This is a genomic window from Aliiglaciecola sp. CAU 1673 (genome assembly GCF_029223185.1).
In the GTDB taxonomy this organism is placed as follows: Bacteria; Pseudomonadota; Gammaproteobacteria; order Enterobacterales; family Alteromonadaceae; genus Bowmanella.
On the sequence record NZ_JARHUG010000008.1, the window covers coordinates 1 to 17772 of the forward strand.

The following is a 17772-nucleotide window of genomic DNA, read 5'->3' on the forward strand; positions in this document are numbered from 1 at the left end:
GCCGAGAAACAGGATTTTGAACAGACGCACCGGGTCAACCGCCGGACGCCCGTTATCTTGGCAATACAAATGCGCTACCTTGTCGCGGATAAATTCAAAATCAATGGCTAGGTCAATCAGGCGTACCAAGTGGTCCTGCGGTACGAGCTGGTCAATGGCGACCATTTCTAGTTCATATTGTTGTGGGGTTTTGTCTCTAAGCATGGTGAATCCATGTTGTTCACTATGCTCATTAGATCAAAGGCCTGGATCTGCGTCCAGGCCTTTTTCAACAGTCTGAAGGGCGCTTAAGGCGCCCTTTTCATTATTACTGTGCGTTAAGGGACTCGATGCCCATGTTATACAAGCTAAAGGCATAGATATCGGCATACAGCTCGATAATCTTGTCCGTGGGCGTACCTGCACCATGACCGGCCTTGGTTTCGATACGGATCAGCGTCGGTCTGTCACCAGCTTGCTTGGCCTGTAACTCGGCAGCAAACTTAAAGGAGTGAGCAGGGACCACGCGATCATCATGGTCACCTGTGGTCACCAGCGTCGCCGGATAATCCGTCCCCGCTTCAACGTTATGTACCGGCGAATAACCCTTTAAGTATGCAAACATTTCAGGGCTGTCTTCGACGGTACCGTAGTCATAGGCCCAACCGGCACCGGCGGTAAAGGTGTGATAACGCAACATATCGAGCACGCCAACTTGCGGGATCGCAACCTGCATCAAGTCAGGACGTTGGGTCATCACCGCCCCCACCAGCAAGCCACCATTGGAGCCGCCACGGATCATCAAACGTTTATTGCTGGTATAACCCTTATCAATCAGATATTCGGCTGCAGCAATAAAGTCATCAAACACATTTTGCTTGTTCATCTGCGTGCCGGCTTTATGCCAGGCCTTACCGTATTCCCCGCCACCGCGCAGATTGACCATGGCCAGCACGCCGCCTAGTTCCATCCAACCCGCCAGAGCAGGTGAGAAGTTGGGGGTAATGCTGATATTAAAACCACCGTAACCATAAAGTTGCGTAGGATTACTGCCATCCAGCTTCAGACCTTTCTTGTAGGTCAGCATCATGGGTACGCGAGTACCATCTTTGGACTCAAAGAACACCTGTTCTGATGTATATCCCTCGGCATCAAAGGCCACTTGTGGTTTGGTATGCAAAGTGGACTCGCCGTTGTTGGGATTGAGTGCATAAATGGTGCTGGGCATCAGATAGTTACTGAAGCTGTAGTAGACCGTTTGGTCTTCTTTCTTAGCTTCGAAGCCACCGGCATTCCCCAGGTCAGGCAGCGTAATTTCGCGAACCAGTTTGCCCTGATAGTCATACTGGTAAACTTTAGATAAGGCATCCACCATATACTCGGCGAACAAATAGCCTGCACCAGTGCTGATACTCAGCACATTGTCAGTATGCGGGATCACATCCTGCCAATTATCCGGGCCAGGATTATTCAAAGTCATGCGCACGACTTTCTTGTTGGGTGCATTGAGGTTGGTTACCAGCAACAAAGCATCGCCAACCGAGTCCACCAGATTGGTATCGGAATTGGTGTTGTCCAGCACCGTGACCAAGGGGGCATCGGCCTTGCTCAGATCTTTGACAAAAAGCTTATTGCCGGAAGTGGATACCGCCGCCTCAATCACCAGATAGCGATCATCATCACTTACCTGACCAAAAACATAACGATGTTTTTGCTCTTCGCTGCCACCAAATACTAATACATCCTGGCTCTGCGGCTGGCCTAGCTGGTGATAGTAAAGTTTATGTTGGTCGGTTTTGGCGGACAGCTCACTGCCCTCTGGCTTATCATAACTGGAGTAATAGAACCCTTGATTGCCGAGCCATTCGATACCACTGAATTTAATGTCGACCAAGGCAGGTTCCAACTCCTGCTTGGTTTCCACATCAATAACAATGACTTTACGCCAGTCGCTGCCACCTTCAGAGATAGCATAAGCCAGCATACTGCCATCCCGTGAGAAGCTGATGTCCGACAAGGAAGTGGTACCGTCTTCACTGAATTTATTCGGGTCCAAGAAAACCTGCTCATTACCCTCGGCATCAAGGCGATACAGCACGGACTGATTTTGCAAACCGTCGTTTTTAAAGAAATAGGTGTACTTTCCCTCTTTAAAGGGGGCGCTTACCCGCTCATAGTTCCACAGCTGGGTCAGACGTTCCTCAATTTGCTTGCGGTAGGGGATTTGCTCCAGATAACCGAAGGTCACTTCGTTCTGGGCTTTCACCCAAGCTGCGGTTTCCTCGCTTCTGTCATCTTCAAGCCAGCGGTAGGGATCCGGCACTTGCTGGTCAAAGTAGGTATCTACCACTTCGCCTCTGCGGGTTTCAACATATTCCAATTTGGCGGTTGGTAAGCTCATACTGGTTTTGTTCACACTGTTGTTATCGTCGGTTTGCTCTTGGGGAGCTTTGGAGCAACCAGCCACCACCAAGGTGGCCAGTATTGCCGTGGTTAACACTTTCATCTGATGTCCCTGTTATTATTTGTAATCTGGTCAAAAAACATCTTACATCGGCGCTTTTAAAAGAAAAGGCCGCATAAGCGGCCTTAACACATCATAAAGCGTCAGTATTGCCGCCCTATTATTTCTTCTTGGCTTTTGGGTTTGGCAGATCGGTAATGCTACCTTCGAAAATCTCAGAGGCCAGACCGATAGACTCATTCAAGGTCGGGTGCGCATGGATAGTCAATGCCACATCTTCAGCATCGGCGCCCATTTCGATGGCCAGACCAATTTCACCCAACATCTCACCGGCGTTAATACCCACGATGGCACCACCCACCACACGACCGCTGTCCTTTTCAAAGATCATCTTGGTCATACCTTCAGTGCGACCAGAAGCGATAGCACGACCAGAAGCGGCCCAGGGGAAGGTGGCAGTTTCAACGCTGATGCCCTTTTCTTTGGCTTCTTTCTCGGTCAGACCGACCCAGGCGATTTCCGGATCGGTGTAGGCCACGGAAGGAATGCAGCGCGGATCGAAGAAGTGCTTCTTACCGGCAATGACTTCGGCAGCCACATGACCTTCATGCACGGCTTTGTGGGCCAGCATAGGCTGACCAACCAGATCGCCGATGGCATAAATGTGGTTAACGTTGGTCTTCATCTGCTTATCAACGTTGATAAAACCGCGCTCATCGACCTTCACGCCAGCCTTATCGGCATCCAGCAGACCGCCATTAGGACGACGCCCTACCGCTACCAGAACTTTGTCGTAACGTACCGCCTCAGACGGGGCTTGCTTACCTTCGAAGCTCACATACAGGCCGTCTTCCTTGGCTTCTACGTTGGTGACTTTGGTTTCCAGCATCACGTTGAACTTGTCTTTCACGTACTTCTGGTAAACCTTGATGATGTCCTTGTCAGCGGCAGGCACCAGCTGATCAAGGAATTCCACCACATCGATTTCGCTGCCCAGAGCCTTGTATACCGTGCCCATTTCCAGGCCGATGATACCGCCACCCAGCACCAGCATCTTCTTGGGAATGTCTTTCATCTCCAAGGCACCGGTTGAATCGATCACACGGTCATCATTCTTCGGAATAAAGGGCAATGATACTGGCTCAGAACCCGCAGCGATGATGGCGTTGTCGAACTTGATGGTGGTCTTGCCATCTTTGCCATCAACTTCCAACGTGTTGCTGCCGGTAAATTTACCGTAGCCTTGCACGTGCTGGACTTTTCGCATCTTGGACATACCGGCCAGACCTTTGGTCAGTTGGCTGACCACGCTGTCTTTCCAAGAACGCACCTTATCCAGATCGATCTGAGGCTCACCGAAGCTCACACCGTGATGGGCCATTTCACGAGCGTCATCAATCACCTTGGCTACGTGCAACAGGGCCTTGGAAGGAATACATCCCACATTCAAGCATACGCCGCCCAGGGTGTCCCTGGCATCGACGATAACGGTTTCAATGCCCAGATCGGCAGCGCGAAAGGCTGCAGAGTAACCACCCGGACCGGCGCCCAGCACCACCAGTTGTGTTTTAATTTCGCTCATCAGTGACCTCAATCTCTTTGGGTAATCAGGTTTAAGTTGTTTTATTCAGACAGACCGCGGGGATTTTACCTAGCCAAACAATGATTAGCAAAGTAGTGCCCCTTAAATTCAATTTATTCACCACGGAGACACGGAGGGCACAGAGAGCATAATCTTTGTGATCTCTGTGTCTCTGTGGTTCACATTCCTACAGCAGCATCTGGCGGATATCGCCCAGTACGCTGCTTAAATGCACCGCAAAGCGTGCTGCTACCGCACCGTCGATCACCCGGTGATCGTAGGACAGCGACAAGGGCAACATCAGGCGCGGCTCAAACTCTTTGCCGTTCCACTTGGGTTTAATATCGCTGCGTGATACGCCAAGAATAGCCACATCGGGCGCATTGACGATAGGCGTAAAGGCCGTACCCCCGATGCCACCAAGGCTGGAAATAGTAAAGCAACTACCCTGCATATCGGCGGCTTTAAGCTTACCTTCACGCGCTTTCTTACTGATTTCAGCCAGTTCTTCAGAAAGCTCATAGATGCCTTTTTTGTCCACATCACGCACCACAGGCACCACCAGGCCTCCGGGGGTGTCTACGGCAATACCGATATGGTAATACTTCTTCTGGATCAGGCTTTCACCGGATTCAGACAAAGAAGAGTTGAATACCGGATGAGCCTTAAGGGCATCGGCAACCGCCTTCATGATAAACACCAGCGGGGTGATCTTAACGCCCAGCTTTTTCTTCTCGGCAATGGCGTTTTGTTCTTTGCGGAAGTTTTCCACCTCGGTGATATCGGCTTCTTCAAACTGCGTCACATGGGGGATAGTAACCCAGTTGCGGTGAAGGTTGGGGCCGGAAATCTTCTGAATACGGGTCAGCGGCACTTCTTCCACTTCACCGAACTTGGCAAAGTCCACCTTCGGTGGTGCTAATACCTGTAAGCCGCCGGAGCCCGAGGCGACCGAACTTCCAGCGGTCATCTTGGGTCGTGACAGTTCGTACTTCACATAAGACTGCACATCTTCTTTAAGCACCCGATTCTTTGGACCACTGCCTTTCACCTGGGCCAGATCCACACCAAATTCGCGAGCCAAACGACGCACAGATGGCGACGCATGGATCTTACCAGTACGGGGCAGCTCCCCCGCCGAAGGATGATGCGGAACGGGTGGCGCCTTGGGCGCGCTGGCCGTTGCTGCGTTGGCCTGGGGAGCTTCTGTCTTTTCTTCATGTGCTTCTTTGGCTGGTGTGGCCTCAGCCTGTGTGCCACCTTCTGCACCTAAAGTCTCAATCAAGGCAATCAAGCTACCCTGGCTGACTTTATCGCCAGTTTTTACCTTCAGTTCTTTGACCACACCGGCAAAAGGTGCGGGCACATCCATAGTGGCCTTGTCAGTTTCCAGAGTGATCAGACCGGTCTCGGCCTCCACCTTGTCGCCCACCTTAACCAACACCTCAATCACATCCACATCGGCAGCGTCGCCGATATCGGGGACCTGTACTTCCTGTACCTTGCCGACTTCCGCGGCTTTCGTCTCAGTCTTGGATGTCTCTTCTTTTGCCGGTTTTTCTTCCTTGGGCGCTGGCTTCTCGGCCTTTTCCTCTGACTTAGAGACCTTGTCTTCTGATTTAGCGTCTTCCTCAGCAACCTCAGCAGATTCCAGCTTCATGATCAGCTTGTCCTGACCAATCTTATCACCGACCTGCACCAGAATTTCTTTGACCACACCAGCAAAGGGTGCAGGTATATCCATGCTTGCCTTGTCGCTTTCGACGGTGATCAGCGACTCCTCGGCTTCCACCTTGTCGCCCACGGCCACACAGATCTCAATAATTTCGACTTCTTCGCCGCCGACATCAGGTACCAGTACATCTTTTAGTTGTGACATGCCGATAATCTCCTTAGGCGTACAGCGGGTTGATCTTGTCTGGGTCAATGCCCAGCTTCTTCATGGCATCGACTACGACTTTCTTATCGATAGCACCGCTCTTAGCCAACTCTGACAATGAAGCCAGCACGATATAAGCGGCATCTACCTCGAAGTGGCGACGCAGGTTGGCGCGACTGTCTGAACGACCGAAACCGTCAGTACCCAGCACCTTGTATTGACCCGGCACAAACGCACGGATCTGGTCGGCATAGGCCTTCACATAATCGGTCGCGGCAATAGTGGGACCGTCTACGCCACCAGAGAGAACCTTGGTCACATAGGGTATCTTCTCATTGGCGGTGGGATGCAGCATGTTGTAGCGGTCGCAATCCAAACCATCCCGACCCAGTTCGTTAAAGGAGGTCACACTGTACACCTCAGAGCCGATACCGAACTGGTCACGCAAAATTTCTGCCGCTTCGCGCACCTGCAACAATATGGTACCGCTGCCCAAGAGCTTAACGCTGTGCTTGGCTTTACCGGCCTTGTGCGTATCCAGCTTATAGATCCCTTTGATAATGCCCTCTTCCACATCTTTGGGCATTTCCGGCTGAACATAGTTTTCGTTCATCACGGTCAGGTAATAGAAGACGTTTTCCTGTTCTTCGTACATGCGGCGCAGACCGTCTTGCACGATGACCGCCACTTCGTAACCGTAGGTTGGATCGTAAGTCACACAGTTGGGGATAAGACCCGCCTGAATATGGCTGTGACCATCCTGATGCTGCAAACCTTCACCGTTTAGCGTGGTACGTCCTGCCGTACCACCGACCAGGAAACCTCGGCACTGGCTGTCACCGGCAGCCCAGGCCAAATCACCGACACGCTGGAAGCCGAACATGGAGTAGTAGATATACACCGGGATCATCGGCAGGTCGTTGGTGGAATAGGAGGTACCGGCCGCCAGCCATGAAGCCATGGCGCCGAGTTCATTAATGCCTTCCTGCAGTACCTGGCCCTTCTTATCTTCACGATAATAAGCCACCTGATCGGCATCCTGCGGCTCGTACTTCTGTCCCTGGCTGGAGTAAATACCGACCTGACGGAACAAACCTTCCATACCAAATGTGCGGGCTTCATCGGGGATAATCGGCACAACGCGCGCACCAATATCCTTGTCCTTAAGCATGGCGGTCAGCACCCGCACAAAGGCCATGGTAGTGGAGATTTCGCGCTCACCTGAACCTTTGGTGATGGCATCGAAGGCCTTCAGTGAGGGCGCCTGCAGGCTCTCGGTGCTCTTAGGCAAGCGCTTGGGCATAAAGCCCTTAAGGGCTTCACGACGCTCGCGCAGATATTTCATCTCGGCGCTGTCATCGGGGAACCGGAAATAAGGTAAGTCGTTCAGCTTGTCGTCGCTGATCGGCATATTGAAGCGATCACGGAAGTGCTTGATCGCATCCATGTCCATCTTCTTCACCTGGTGAGCAATGTTTTTACCTTCACCGGCAGCGCCCATGCCATAGCCTTTTACGGTCTTGGCCAGGATCACCTGTGGGCGGCCTTTGGTGTCGGTGGCACGTTTATAAGCCGCGTACACCTTAACTGGATCGTGACCACCACGGTTCAGACGCCAGATATCGTCATCGGACATATTGGCGACCATGGCTTTGAGCTCTGGGTATTTGCCAAAGAACTTCTCGCGGGTAAAAGCGCCGCCTTTAGCCTTATAGTTCTGATACTCACCGTCAACGGTTTCATTCATCAGATCGATCAGCTTTCCGCTGGTGTCGCGGGCCAATAGCGGATCCCAGTAGCGGCCCCAGATAACCTTAATCACTTCCCAACCGGCACCACGGAAGGTGCCTTCCAGTTCCTGAATAATCTTGCCGTTACCGCGAACAGGACCATCCAGACGCTGTAAGTTACAGTTGATCACAAAGGTCAGGTTATCCAGGCCTTCGCGCGCGGCAAGGCCAATGGCGCCCAAGCTTTCCGGTTCATCACATTCACCGTCACCGAGGAAACACCATACGCGCTGCTCAGAGCAATCCTTGATGCCACGATCGGTCAGATATTTAAGGAAGCGAGCCAGATAAATGGCCTGAATCGGTCCCAGGCCCATGGATACGGTGGGGAACTGCCAGAAGTCGGGCATCAACTTGGGATGCGGATAAGAAGACAGTCCGCTGCCGTCCACTTCCTGACGGAACATATCCAACTGTTCTTCGCTTAAGCGACCTTCGATATAGGCACGGGAATAAATGCCGGGGGCTACGTGGCCCTGAACGAAAAGGTAATCGCCACCGTCCTGATCATTCGGAGCACGGAAGAAGTGGTTAAAGCCCACATCATAAAGCATGGCCGAAGAGGCAAAGCTGGAGATGTGACCGCCGAGTTCCAAATCTTTCTTGGAAGCACGTACGACCATCATCATCGCGTTCCAGCGAATAGCGCTGCGAATACGGGCTTCCATACTTTGATCGCCAGGCAGAGGTGGCTCCTGACCGGCGGGAATAGTATTGACGTAAGCAGTAGTCGCCGTATAAGGAAGGTAAGCGCCGCTACGGCGGGCTTTTTCAATCAAGGACTCCAGCAGGAAATGGGCGCGCTCCGCCCCTTCATTTTCCAGCACTGCCTCCAGTGCATCGAGCCATTCCAGTGTTTCCTGTGGATCCACGTCAGGCCTGTTCAAATCTGCCATAGCGCTTTCCTTTAGTCTGTGTTGTTCAATCTTCGATAACGGATAAAGATAGTGCAAAATGACTGCTATCCGTCGGTTTTTTCTACAATTTTGCTTAGTCAGGCATCTCGATACGACGCAACGAACGCTGGGTACGCGAGTCTTGCCTGTTGATATTGAGCAGCGTCTCTTCGATAAAGGCCAGATGCTCATTGCTGGCCCGCCTGGCCTGCTCAGGATCGCCTGCGACGATGGCATCCAAGATCCGCAACCGTTGGCGATTAATTTGTTCGCTCAACTGCGGCTGACTGGACAGCACTTCGAGGTTACGCCTGATATTGTCCTGCAATAAAGGCTGCAATCCGCGAAAGATATGCAGCAATACCATGTTCTGAGAAGCCTGGATCATCTCCAGATAAAAGCCCGCAAGCGCCTTTGCCTCTGCCGCAATATCCTGTTGTTGCTGTACGGCTTTCACTTCCACAAATGCCGCCTGGATGGCCTCGACCTGCTGTGGCGTTCCGCGCAAGGCCGCGTAATATGCCGCCATCCCCTCCAGGGCATGACGAAATTCCAGCAGATCAAACTGCGACTCAGGCTTTGCGGCAATCAACTCCAGCAATGGTGCATTTTCTACCAATGCCAAACGCGTCTGTACGAAGGTACCACCGCCTTGCTTACGATTAACCAAACCCTTGGCTTCAAGCTTTTGAATAGCCTCACGTAAGGAAGGGCGAGACACATCAAACTGCTCCGCCAAGTCCCGCTCTGCGGGCAGCCGTTGGCCAGCAATCAGCTTGCCATCGAGGATCATGGACTCTATTTGCTCCACAATCACATCCGACAGTTTTTTAGCCTGGATCCTTTGCATATAAAAATGGTCTTACCAATTTACCTATAAGCATAGAACAAAAATTACTTTGGGTAAATCATCACAACTGATGACTATTTAAGCAAACAAGAGGGGAAGATATGGCGATAGCGGCTTGGAGAAGCCAAAAGGGAACTGGTATGACCAATTTAACAGTTTGCTAAGGAACCGGCGCCAGGCGTCGCCGGTGACTATGAATGAATTAGCCTACCCAACCAGACAAAGTGAAAACCGCAATTGCAGCTAACAACAGCATCATATTACGCTTGGCCATTATCACCATGGTGCAGGCCTCTTCTGTGCACACCGGCGTGTCGGCTTCAACATGTTCCGCTGATTTGGCGACTTGGGTAATAAGCTGACGGGCGGAGACGTCACCGTCTGCGGAAAGTGACATCCAGACTGGCAAGGCTCTCGAGAAATGCCCCACCAACAGCAGACCAAGAGCAGTGATGCGGGCCGGCAACCAATCAAGGATTTCCACGAGTTTATACCAATCACCTGCCTGGTCAGACTGTGATTCCTTGAGACGCTGCAACAATCCCACAGAAAGTTGGTAGAACACCGCACCGGCACCGCCCAATACCAAGAACCACAACATTAACGCACCATAGTGACGATAATTAACCCAAACCAGAAAGCGCCCAAAACTGCCGTCACTCTCCGGGTCATAACCCAACTGCTGGGCATAGAGAAACGCGGCTTCCTCATCACCGCGACTGGAGGCTTCCAGATAACCTTTATATTTGCTTCTTACATCGGCACAACCGACACAGACCATCAAAATCGCGGTGTTGATAATCAGTTCAAGAAAAGGCGCATCCATCTGCCATAGCAGTAGATACAGTAAAGCGGCGGGCGCCAGCACCAAGCCCAGCATATTCACAACGGCGGTATCTGCAGCTAATAATCTGCGTTCCTTTAGAAAACCAAAATACTGGTTTTGATAAGTGTCCTTCTGCCACCAGCGGGTTTTATTTACCACTCTTTCCAGCGCCAGTACCAGTAACAAGCTGATCAATGTCATTGCAGATCCTTTTAGGTTTGTGTTGGCAGTGGCTGGCACTGCAATGCCTGCCCTCGTAGTTGCCCTCTGTACCAACCCCAGTCGAAGGCAACGCCGGGATCAGTTTTACGGCATGGAGCGATATCACAATGCCCCACTATCCGGGAAAGGGTGATCTTAGGGTAAGTGTGCATGATAGCCTGGGTTATTGTCAGCAGGCTGCGGTACTGGTCTGCGCTGTAGGGAAGCTCATCCGTGCCCTCCAGTTCGATACCAATGGAGTAATTATTACAATCCCCTCTGCCCTGAAAGGTAGATTGCCCCGCATGCCAGGCCCTTTTGCTAACAGGCACGTATTGGACAATTTCCCCGTTTCGGTAAATTACAAAATGACTTGAGACCCGAAGACCGTCAAGTTCCCGGTAAAAAGGGTGACGGGTGCAATCCAACGATCCCATAAATAGCGCATCTATATCGGCACCACCGAACTGACCGGGGGGGAGAGAAATATTGTGTACTACCAGTAAACTCGGAGATTCGTCCACAGGTCTGTCATTAAAATGGGGAGAAGGCCGTTGCCTGGCTGCGGTATAGATCCCTTGGGCATCAAACATGGTTTATTTTCTCAATTGCATTCTGAGGCTATTATGGTTGGCCAGTTTTGGCGGAGCAAGTCGCGCTGATACCAAGTTTATAAGGAAAAAGTTTGTCTACAGACACCAGTAAAATGGGTAAATGGATGATGGTGCTAGCCTGGGTGGCTGCCCTTGGCTTATTAACCCTTTGGTTCGATGACGAGTTGAACAAGCAGTTCAACCCCAATGCCGAGCCGCTGTCCTATCGCCAGGATACGGCGACGGAAGTCAAACTCAAACGTAACCGCCAGGGACACTATGTCAGCGGCGGTTTTATCAATGGTGTGCCGGTGACCTTTTTGCTGGATACCGGCGCCACACAAGTCTCCATCCCGGCCCACTTAGGCCATAAGCTGGGGCTCAGTGCAGGCCATTCTCAACGGGTATTAACCGCCAATGGTACAGTGAATGTGAGCAGTACCACCGTCGGCGAGCTTCAGTTGGGTGATATTCTGCTAAACAATATCAGCGCCAACCTCAACCCAGGTATGGGTGGCGATGAAATTCTGTTGGGCATGAGTGCCCTCAAACAATTAGAATTCACTCAACGAGGGGACTGGCTAACCTTGCGTTACCACCTCGGTTCTTCAGACAGCTTTTAGGAACACCATGTTACAGCTACAGCAGGAAATTCAGCGCAATGTTGCCGCCGCGCTGGATGAAGATCTTGGTTATCATAGTGGCGATATTACCGCCGCCCTTATCCCAGCAACACAACAAGCCCAAGCCAGAGTAATTTGCCGCGAAGATTGCGTGGTCGCGGGCGCGGCGTGGGTTGATGAGGTGTTCAGACAACTGGGTAATCGTGTCCAAGTGACTTGGCAGGTGAAGGACGGTGAAGCGGTCAAGGCCGATAGTACCCTGTTTGAATTGCAAGGTCCGGCCAGGGACATTCTCACCGGCGAGCGTGCCGCCCTTAATTTTTTACAAAGCTTAAGTGGTACGGCAACGGTCACCGCCACCTATGTTATGGCCCTAAAGGGTACAAAAACTCGCATTCTGGATACCCGTAAAACCCTGCCGGGCCTTCGCGCAGCGCAAAAATATGCGGTCACCTGTGGCGGCGGTAAAAACCATCGCGTGGGATTGTTTGATGCCTTCCTTATCAAAGAGAACCATATTCTGGCCTGCGGCAGCATTGCCAATGCGGTGGCTGCTGCGCGTCAGCAGCACCCCGGCAAACCTGTGGAAGTGGAAGTAGAAAGCCTGGATGAACTCAACCAGGCGCTTACCGCCGGCAGCGATATCATTATGCTGGATAACTTTGGATTAGAAGATATACGTAATGCGGTTTCCATCAATCAGGGACGCTGTAAACTGGAAGTCTCAGGCAATGTCACTGTAGAAGCGCTACCTGCGCTTGCCGCGACCGACGTGGATTACATCTCCAGTGGTGCGCTGACTAAGCATGTGCGCGCAGTGGATCTTTCCATGCGTATCATCAAGACTTGGTAAGTATCTGAAGCTGGGTAGATTACAATTAAAATGGCAAAAGGCATTGGACTGACACTCATGTATGGAAACAGATACTTGTTCAAAGCGCGCAGGGATCTATACTGAACTCGGATTGAGCAAACAGCCAACCGCAGTCAACTGCCAAGGTCTGCTTCTCTTGCCAGTAACCTTAAACGCATTCAAAGAATGCAGTGGAGATGAAACCATGAAGACACAGATGACCAACAACAAGGGTTTTACCCTGATTGAATTGATGATTGTGGTGGCCATTATCGGTATCCTAGCCGCGATTGCGCTGCCTGCTTATCAGACCTATACCGCTAAATCCGCATACAGCGAAGTAGTATCTGCAGCCACTCCAGCCAAGACGGCAATTGAAGTGTGTGCTCAGACTGGCGTTCCTGCCGACTGTTCTACTATTCCTGTACAAGCTGGTTGGACAGCTGGTCCTTTGGTAGGCACAGTTGCCCTGGGTGGCGCAGCGGGTGGTCCCTACACTATCACTGTAACCCCAACTGCTGGTGTTAAAGCTGGTGTAACTGCAGCCGAAACCTATGTACTGACAGGTACTGTTGCCAATGGCGCTGTAACTTGGGCAGTATCAGGTGGTTGCCAAGCCGCTTCCCTGTGCTAATTAGCTAAATGTCTGAAAAAGCCCAGTCTTCACTGGGCTTTTTTGTCTGAATCGCCCGCAATTAACCTCTTGGTGGTGTGAAATGGCTAAACCAAAATCAATGGATACCTTTACCTGGCAGGGTAAGAATAAAAAAGGTGATGCAATTAAAGGCCAAATCACCGCGGCCTCCATCAGCGAAGCCCGCAATATGTTGCGTCGCCAGGGAGTCTCTGCCACCAAAGTTAAAAAGTTCAGTAAGCCGTTATTTGGTAAGGGCGCCGAAAAAATCAATGCGGCCGATATTTGTGTATTGTCTCGCCAAATCGCTACCATGCTAGCCGCTGGCGTTACCCTGATCCAGACCATTGATATGATTGCCCAGGGCCACTCCAAAGCCAGCATGCGCAAGCTGTTGACTGATGTGGGCAATGAAGTGAAAGCCGGTAATCCACTGTCTACTGCCCTGAGAAAACATCCTGACCATTTCGAAGATCTTTACTGTGATTTGGTGGAAACCGGGGAACAGTCAGGTGCCTTGGAAACCATTTACGACCGTATTGCCACCTACAAAGAAAAAGCCGAAGCCCTTAAGTCAAAAATTAAGAAGGCCATGTTCTACCCAGTGGCGGTAATTGTGGTGGCCTTTGTTGTCACCACAATCTTATTGGTATTTGTGGTCCCACAATTTGAAGAAATTTTTTCCAGTTTTGGTGCAGAACTTCCCGCCTTCACCCAATTTGTGCTGGCCATATCGAAATTTGTGCAAGATTTCGGACTCTATATTCTGGCGGCCATGTTTGTGGGCGCCACCTTGTTTATGAAAACCTATAAGAAATCACCGCAACTGCGGGATAATTTGGATAAAAAAATTCTAAAGATCCCGGTGATTGGGGAAATTTTGAAAAAAGCGTCTATTGCCCGCTTTACCCGCACCCTGTCCACCACCTTTGCCGCCGGTGTGCCGTTGATTGGTGCCTTGGAATCTGCCGCCGGCGCAGCCGGTAATGCACTGTTTCGTGATGCTATCTTGTACATTCGAAAAGAAGTGGCAGGCGGCATTCAAATGCATAGCGCTATGCGCGCCACTGCGGTATTTCCCGACATGGTCACGCAAATGATTGCTATCGGTGAAGAATCCGGTTCGGTAGATGAAATGCTTGGCAAAATTGCCACCATCTATGAGCGTGAAGTGGATGATATGGTGGATGGCCTGACCAGCCTGTTGGAACCCATGATCATGGCGGTATTAGGGGTCGTAATTGGCGGTCTGATTGTGGCTATGTACTTACCCATATTCCAGATGGGTATGGTAGTTGGCTAGGTGACTTCAACGGCCGATCGCGTAACATAAGCCATAGTTAAAAATAAAAACTCTCTAACATGCCTGAAATCTTTATCTTATTGGAAAGCTCCCCGCTGGCGTGGAGCTTTACCGCCTTGTTGCTGGGGCTGATTATCGGCAGCTTTTTAAATGTGGTGATACACCGTCTGCCCATTATGATGGAAACCAGTTGGAAGCAGGAATATCAAAACTACTTCCACCCTGAGCAAACCCAGCCAGATACGCCCACCTACAATTTGGTTACCCCCAACTCCAGCTGTCCTAAATGTGGTCATCAAATCAGGGCCTGGGAAAATATTCCGCTAATCAGTTGGCTGGCTCTGAAAGGTAAATGTAGCCAATGCGCCACTCGGATCCCTGTTCGCTATCCACTGGTAGAGCTGTTTACCGGCTTGGTCAGTGGTTTCGTAGCCTGGCACTATGGTTTTACCCCCATGGCCCTGGCGGTATTGATATTAAGCTGGATGCTGGTGGCAATGATTTTTATCGATCTGGATCGCATGTTATTGCCGGACCAGCTTACCTTACCTTTGCTATGGCTAGGCCTTTTGGCCAGCCTTGGCGTCACCCATGTCAGCCCCACCGATGCCATTATTGGTGCTGCTGCCGGTTATTTAAGCCTGTGGTCCGTGTATTGGGCATTTAAGCTGTTAACCGGTAAGGAAGGCATGGGCTATGGAGATTTTAAGCTATTGGCCGCTCTTGGCGCTTGGGTCGGTTGGCAGTATTTACCGATGATTATCCTGCTGTCTTCCTGCGTAGGTGCCGTGTTTGGAATTAGCATGATGCTGCTGCGCAAAAAACAAAGCAGCGATTCCCAGAGTATGGCCATTCCCTTTGGTCCCTATCTGGCAGTGGCTGGCTGGCTAACTCTTCTGTACGGCCATGAGATTGCTGATCTGTACTGGAGCCTGATCCTCGGATGAGCCAATTAGTGATCGGTCTGACCGGCGGTATTGGCAGCGGTAAAAGCACGGTATCCGCACTTTTTGAAAAGCATGGCATTGAGGTGATCGATGCCGATATCATTGCCCGCGAAGTGGTGGCTCCCGGCACCCCTGCCCTACAGCAAATCAGCGAAAAATTTGGCACTGGTATCTTGGATAACAAGGGTGCGCTTAATCGCCAGGCGCTAAGAGAACAAGTGTTTAATCACCCTGAGGATAAAGCCTGGCTGAACAGCCTGCTGCATCCTGTGATTCGGCAAACGCTGTTGGAAAGAGCCAAAAAAGCGACTTCACCTTATTGCATCCTGGCCATTCCCTTACTGGTAGAGAACGGCCTGACTACACTGGTAGACAGGGTATTAGTGGTGGATTTGGACGAAGATGAACAGCTTCTACGCGCCAGTATGCGTGATGGCAGTAACGAGCAGCTAATTCGTAATATTATGGCCAGCCAGGCCAGTCGGCGTCAGCGTTTGGCGGTAGCCGATGAGATTATCGACAATAGCGCGGGTCCAGAAGCGTTGCCTGCACAAGTAGCGCAGTTACATCAGGCTTATTTGCAGTTGGCAGCGACCAGGTAGCCCAACTGAAGACATCAATATGGCCTGCACCTCATAACCTCCTCACTCGAAAGATTAAATTCTTGTTATAAAAGGTTGAAATAAACCTATTTTTACGTTGTAGTTCGAGTAATTTGCTTATCGCCAATCGGGCGCCTATTTTGGCCAAGGTTGCAGGAGTAAGGGCAAGCACAAAATAGAAGTTAACGGGGTATGAAGATGAGTCAGGCTGTCTATGAATTTCCGCTCAATGAGAAGGTAAGAACCTACCTTCGCCTTGAGCAATTATTCAAACAGCTGCATGAAGTCTCCAACGCCGACCAGGATTGGCAGTATGTGCGCTTTATCGAGTCCTTGTTTACCTTGCTGGATTTAGCAGAACGCGTAGATGTCCGTAATGATCTGGTTAAGGACATCGAACTTCACGAACGCCATCTGGCGCTTTGGTCCCAGCACCCCAATATCGATTTGGAAGCCTTACAGGTAGCCCAGTCCAAGCTGCAAAATCTCAAAGACGAACTGAAAAATGCCAAGAAATTCGGCCTGGCCCTTAAAGAAGACAAATTTTTGATGTCTATCCGCCAGCGCTTTTTTATTCCCGGCGGCACTTGCAGCTTCGATCTACCTAATCTGCATTATTGGCTGCGTCAGGAGCACTCCTTTAAGCATCAAGCATTATCGCGCTGGTTAGGTGAATTTGCACTGATGCGTAACGCCATTGAGGTGACTCTGGCGTATTTACGTGAACGCGGGCGCTTCGAAGAAATTAACGCCGAAAAGGGCTTTTTCCAGGGCGTGGCCGATGATAAAAATGAACTTATCCGCATTTATTGCGCCACCGACAAAGGCTACTACCCCACCCTAAGCGGCAACAAATACCGCTATGCCATCCGCTTTATGCTGTTTAATCCCGAAGAAGCAGGACAAGTGGCAATGGAGTCATTAGTGAGTTTTAAGCTGGCCTGCTGCTGATATGAAAGTCAAATGTCCCACCTGCCAAAAAGACGTGGAATGGGGTGAAAAAAGCCCTTACCGCCCCTTCTGCAGCAAGCGCTGCCAACTTATCGACCTGGGCGAATGGGCCGCCGAAGAGCATAAGGTGCCCGGCGCACCAGCCCCGGAACTGAGTATGGACATTGAAGATATCGAAGCCCTGCTTAGTAAACAGTCTCAGGATTTTTTTAAGTAGTAAAATCTGATTAAACCACAGAGACACGGAGAGCACAGAGGTTTTTGGGTTATTTGGAGCATCGACATGGATGCCTCTGCTTATGCTTTATTCCCTCTCCGTGCTCTCTGTGTCTCTGTGGTGAAAAAAAAGAGTCCCCAATCACCCCAGCAACTGTGCCACAATGGCTTTATTGGCTTCGGGGAACTCATACCCGGATAAATCCTCAATCGCCACCCAGCGGCTTTCCTGTCCTTCTTTGCCATGGGGTTCGCCGGTGAAGGACATCACCAGATGGATATCCAATTTTACCTTTTTATCGCCATAGTCATGCTCAATCAGCATAAAGGGACGGCTGTTGGTAACATCGATAGCTACTTCTTCATGCAGTTCGCGTGTCAGCGCTTCCTGCACCGTTTCGCCAGCTTCCACCTTGCCGCCGGGAAACTCCCATTTACCACCCTGGTGGAGATTGTCCGGCCTGCGGGTAATAAAAATCTGATCGGCGCGCTGGATAATCCCTACTGCCACATGTACCACTTTCATTTTTCTCTCCTAAAAACAAAACCGGGTAAGCTTTTGGCCACACCCGGTTTTATCAAT

Annotated in this window: 16 protein-coding genes and 1 pseudogene; 8 read left to right on the forward strand and 9 right to left on the reverse strand. The window is 50.9% G+C overall.

The genetic code is table 11. The annotated features are described in order from the left end of the window. The 8 genes and pseudogenes from P2G88_RS09100 to ampD form a co-directional block, all read right to left on the reverse strand. Positions 1 to 204: pseudogene (locus tag P2G88_RS09100) on the reverse strand (IS5/IS1182 family transposase); the annotation flags it as partial. A gap of 103 nt (positions 205 to 307) precedes the next feature. Further along, positions 308 to 2485, reverse strand: a complete 2178-nt coding sequence (locus P2G88_RS09105) for a prolyl oligopeptidase family serine peptidase (RefSeq protein ID WP_275795555.1) — start codon at positions 2483 to 2485, stop codon at positions 308 to 310. 118 nt (positions 2486 to 2603) lie between these two features. Further along, entirely contained in the window at positions 2604 to 4025 is a 1422-nt protein-coding gene (gene lpdA, locus P2G88_RS09110; RefSeq protein WP_275795556.1) for a dihydrolipoyl dehydrogenase, read from the reverse strand. A gap of 187 nt (positions 4026 to 4212) precedes the next feature. Continuing rightward, complete coding sequence (gene aceF / locus P2G88_RS09115) at positions 4213 to 5904, reverse strand: pyruvate dehydrogenase complex dihydrolipoyllysine-residue acetyltransferase (RefSeq protein WP_275795557.1); 1692 nt, start codon at positions 5902 to 5904, stop codon at positions 4213 to 4215. 13 nt (positions 5905 to 5917) lie between these two features. Next, complete coding sequence (aceE, locus tag P2G88_RS09120; protein ID WP_275795558.1) at positions 5918 to 8590, reverse strand: pyruvate dehydrogenase (acetyl-transferring), homodimeric type; 2673 nt, start codon at positions 8588 to 8590, stop codon at positions 5918 to 5920. A gap of 94 nt (positions 8591 to 8684) precedes the next feature. Then, positions 8685 to 9440 carry a pyruvate dehydrogenase complex transcriptional repressor PdhR gene (gene pdhR / locus P2G88_RS09125; protein ID WP_275795559.1) on the reverse strand — a complete coding sequence of 252 codons (756 nt, stop codon included), beginning with the start codon at positions 9438 to 9440 and terminating at the stop codon, positions 8685 to 8687. Between the two features lie 202 nt (positions 9441 to 9642). Beyond that, complete coding sequence (gene ampE, locus P2G88_RS09130) at positions 9643 to 10467, reverse strand: beta-lactamase regulator AmpE (protein ID WP_275795560.1); 825 nt, start codon at positions 10465 to 10467, stop codon at positions 9643 to 9645. An 11-nt stretch (positions 10468 to 10478) separates the two neighbouring features. Continuing rightward, positions 10479 to 11060: a 1,6-anhydro-N-acetylmuramyl-L-alanine amidase AmpD gene (gene ampD, locus P2G88_RS09135; RefSeq protein WP_275795561.1), complete on the reverse strand. Its 582-nt coding sequence runs from the start codon at positions 11058 to 11060 to the stop codon at positions 10479 to 10481. A gap of 113 nt (positions 11061 to 11173) precedes the next feature. Here ampD and P2G88_RS09140 point away from each other — a divergent pair, with 113 nt between their 5' ends. The 8 genes from P2G88_RS09140 (at position 11174) to yacG (ending at position 17190) form a co-directional block, all read left to right on the forward strand. Further along, positions 11174 to 11683 carry a TIGR02281 family clan AA aspartic protease gene (locus P2G88_RS09140; RefSeq protein ID WP_275795719.1) on the forward strand — a complete coding sequence of 170 codons (510 nt, stop codon included), beginning with the start codon at positions 11174 to 11176 and terminating at the stop codon, positions 11681 to 11683. 7 nt (positions 11684 to 11690) lie between these two features. After that, complete coding sequence (gene nadC, locus P2G88_RS09145) at positions 11691 to 12536, forward strand: carboxylating nicotinate-nucleotide diphosphorylase (RefSeq protein ID WP_275795562.1); 846 nt, start codon at positions 11691 to 11693, stop codon at positions 12534 to 12536. A gap of 205 nt (positions 12537 to 12741) precedes the next feature. Continuing rightward, positions 12742 to 13170, forward strand: coding sequence for a pilin (locus P2G88_RS09150; protein ID WP_275795563.1), 429 nt, complete (start codon positions 12742 to 12744; stop codon positions 13168 to 13170). 82 nt (positions 13171 to 13252) lie between these two features. Beyond that, positions 13253 to 14473, forward strand: a complete 1221-nt coding sequence (locus tag P2G88_RS09155; RefSeq protein ID WP_275795564.1) for a type II secretion system F family protein — start codon at positions 13253 to 13255, stop codon at positions 14471 to 14473. A 59-nt stretch (positions 14474 to 14532) separates the two neighbouring features. Beyond that, complete coding sequence (locus P2G88_RS09160) at positions 14533 to 15420, forward strand: A24 family peptidase (protein WP_275795565.1); 888 nt, start codon at positions 14533 to 14535, stop codon at positions 15418 to 15420. Further along, positions 15417 to 16022, forward strand: a complete 606-nt coding sequence (gene coaE, locus P2G88_RS09165) for a dephospho-CoA kinase (RefSeq protein WP_275795566.1) — start codon at positions 15417 to 15419, stop codon at positions 16020 to 16022. Before P2G88_RS09160 ends, coaE begins: the two co-directional genes overlap by 4 nt. 198 nt (positions 16023 to 16220) lie before the next feature. Beyond that, entirely contained in the window at positions 16221 to 16973 is a 753-nt protein-coding gene (gene zapD, locus P2G88_RS09170) for a cell division protein ZapD (protein WP_275795567.1), read from the forward strand. Between the two features lies 1 nt (position 16974). Next, a complete protein-coding gene (gene yacG / locus P2G88_RS09175; RefSeq protein ID WP_275795568.1) occupies positions 16975 to 17190 on the forward strand; it encodes a DNA gyrase inhibitor YacG in 216 nt (71 codons plus the stop codon). Positions 17191 to 17331: 141 nt separating this feature from the next. On the opposite strand, the gene mutT is transcribed toward yacG, so the two are convergent. Further along, complete coding sequence (gene mutT, locus P2G88_RS09180) at positions 17332 to 17715, reverse strand: 8-oxo-dGTP diphosphatase MutT (protein WP_275795569.1); 384 nt, start codon at positions 17713 to 17715, stop codon at positions 17332 to 17334. Positions 17716 to 17772 lie beyond the last annotated feature (57 nt).

Bases quoted from the DNA above. Each gene is read 5' to 3' on its own strand.
- yacG (WP_275795568.1), top strand. From the start codon at position 16,975: ATGAAAGTCAAATGTCCCACCTGCCAAAAAGACGTGGAATGGGGTGAA.
- ampD (WP_275795561.1), bottom strand. From the start codon at position 11,060: ATGTTTGATGCCCAAGGGATCTATACCGCAGCCAGGCAACGGCCTTCT.
- P2G88_RS09140 (WP_275795719.1), top strand. From the start codon at position 11,174: ATGGGTAAATGGATGATGGTGCTAGCCTGGGTGGCTGCCCTTGGCTTA.
- P2G88_RS09160 (WP_275795565.1), top strand. From the start codon at position 14,533: ATGCCTGAAATCTTTATCTTATTGGAAAGCTCCCCGCTGGCGTGGAGC.
- P2G88_RS09150 (WP_275795563.1), top strand. From the start codon at position 12,742: ATGAAGACACAGATGACCAACAACAAGGGTTTTACCCTGATTGAATTG.
- P2G88_RS09105 (WP_275795555.1), bottom strand. From the start codon at position 2,485: ATGAAAGTGTTAACCACGGCAATACTGGCCACCTTGGTGGTGGCTGGT.
- P2G88_RS09155 (WP_275795564.1), top strand. From the start codon at position 13,253: ATGGCTAAACCAAAATCAATGGATACCTTTACCTGGCAGGGTAAGAAT.
- zapD (WP_275795567.1), top strand. From the start codon at position 16,221: ATGAGTCAGGCTGTCTATGAATTTCCGCTCAATGAGAAGGTAAGAACC.
- coaE (WP_275795566.1), top strand. From the start codon at position 15,417: ATGAGCCAATTAGTGATCGGTCTGACCGGCGGTATTGGCAGCGGTAAA.
- ampE (WP_275795560.1), bottom strand. From the start codon at position 10,467: ATGACATTGATCAGCTTGTTACTGGTACTGGCGCTGGAAAGAGTGGTA.
- aceF (WP_275795557.1), bottom strand. From the start codon at position 5,904: ATGTCACAACTAAAAGATGTACTGGTACCTGATGTCGGCGGCGAAGAA.
- lpdA (WP_275795556.1), bottom strand. From the start codon at position 4,025: ATGAGCGAAATTAAAACACAACTGGTGGTGCTGGGCGCCGGTCCGGGT.
- nadC (WP_275795562.1), top strand. From the start codon at position 11,691: ATGTTACAGCTACAGCAGGAAATTCAGCGCAATGTTGCCGCCGCGCTG.
- mutT (WP_275795569.1), bottom strand. From the start codon at position 17,715: ATGAAAGTGGTACATGTGGCAGTAGGGATTATCCAGCGCGCCGATCAG.
- aceE (WP_275795558.1), bottom strand. From the start codon at position 8,590: ATGGCAGATTTGAACAGGCCTGACGTGGATCCACAGGAAACACTGGAA.
- pdhR (WP_275795559.1), bottom strand. From the start codon at position 9,440: ATGCAAAGGATCCAGGCTAAAAAACTGTCGGATGTGATTGTGGAGCAA.